Here is a 1,177-nt window from a genome sequence, read left to right on the forward strand (position 1 = left end):
CGCCTGGCGCAGACGTTTCTGGTCGGCGCGGACATAATCGGGCAGCCGTCCGATGATTTCCGTGCGAAATGTCAGCCCTTTGGCTTCGGCTGCGGGGCGGAACATGCGGCCCACCTGAGCGATGAACGACGCCAGCCGCACCGTGTCGGTCGATACGCGCTTGATTGCGTTTTCGACCAGCGAGATGTCGAGCAGACCCTCGACCAGATCGTTCAAATGCTCCGCGCTGCGCCGGATCACGCGCGCGGCTTCGACCGTATCGATCGCCGAGCCGCGCTCAAGCAGTTGGGCATAGCCGTAAATGGCGTTGAGCGGCGAACGGATCTCGTGGCTGACATTGGCGAGATAGCGGCTTTTGGCGGCACTGGCCGCTTCGGCGGCATCCCTTTCGCGCTGCAAAGTGCTGAGCGTGACTTCTTTCGCGGGCGCACCCCAGCCGTCTTTCCCATTGGTGCCGTTCATCCCATCAGGACCGTGCGCCGCTTCGGCAAAAGAGCCGGGGGCAAGAGAGCCGGGGGCAAGAAAGCCGGGCAAAGCATGCAACGTGGCAGCACGGGGAAGCCCTGCGCGCGCGCGGCGCTTCTCACAAGCGAGCGACCTGCGCAAACGGGACATTTTGCCGGGATTGCGATCACAGTGCGTCATGGTCGGATTGCGATCTGCAACCGACGCCTGCGCTTCAAACGCGATATGGGGGCTTGGCGAACAAGCGCCTGCCCCGATCCGGCATATCCCATTCTTTTGTATTCGACCCCGTTCAATCCCGGGCCGTCACCAACGGCGACCCTGGCAACCGCCGGGATTGTGTGCACTGCAAACGTTGCCGTTTCAACACCAAACCGCGCTGAACCGCCCCATGCATACACGCGATGGCCGCAAGTTTGATGCGACAGCGTCTTTTTGTGATCCCTGTTTTTCTGTCTGCCGCCCTTGCCCGGGCGATCCGCCGCCTAGCGCCGCCCGTTTCCGGCATGCGCATTGCGCGGATGTCCTGCCGGAAAACGGGCACGGTTCAAATCAATTCCTCCTTTTGCAAGCGCTGCAGCAAGCGCACGGCCACCGAATGACGGATAGCCTTGCCTTCACGCAGCTTTACCCAGGTGTTCAGCCCGATCCCGAAATGGCTCTGAATCACTTCGGGTTTCTGGCATTGGATAATCGAGCGCATCTTGTCGAC

1 protein-coding gene is annotated in these 1,177 nt (G+C 61.6%); it reads right to left on the reverse strand.

Translation table 11 applies throughout. The annotated features are described in order from the left end of the window. On the reverse strand, positions 1-645 hold a 645-nt coding region (locus P4L78_RS15155), incomplete at its 3' end, for a HAMP domain-containing sensor histidine kinase (RefSeq protein WP_309328688.1). Between the last annotated feature and the right edge of the window lie 532 nt (positions 646-1,177).

Source organism: Silvimonas sp., assembly GCF_031291215.1.
GTDB classification, from domain to species: Bacteria; Pseudomonadota; Gammaproteobacteria; order Burkholderiales; family Chitinibacteraceae; genus Silvimonas; species Silvimonas soli.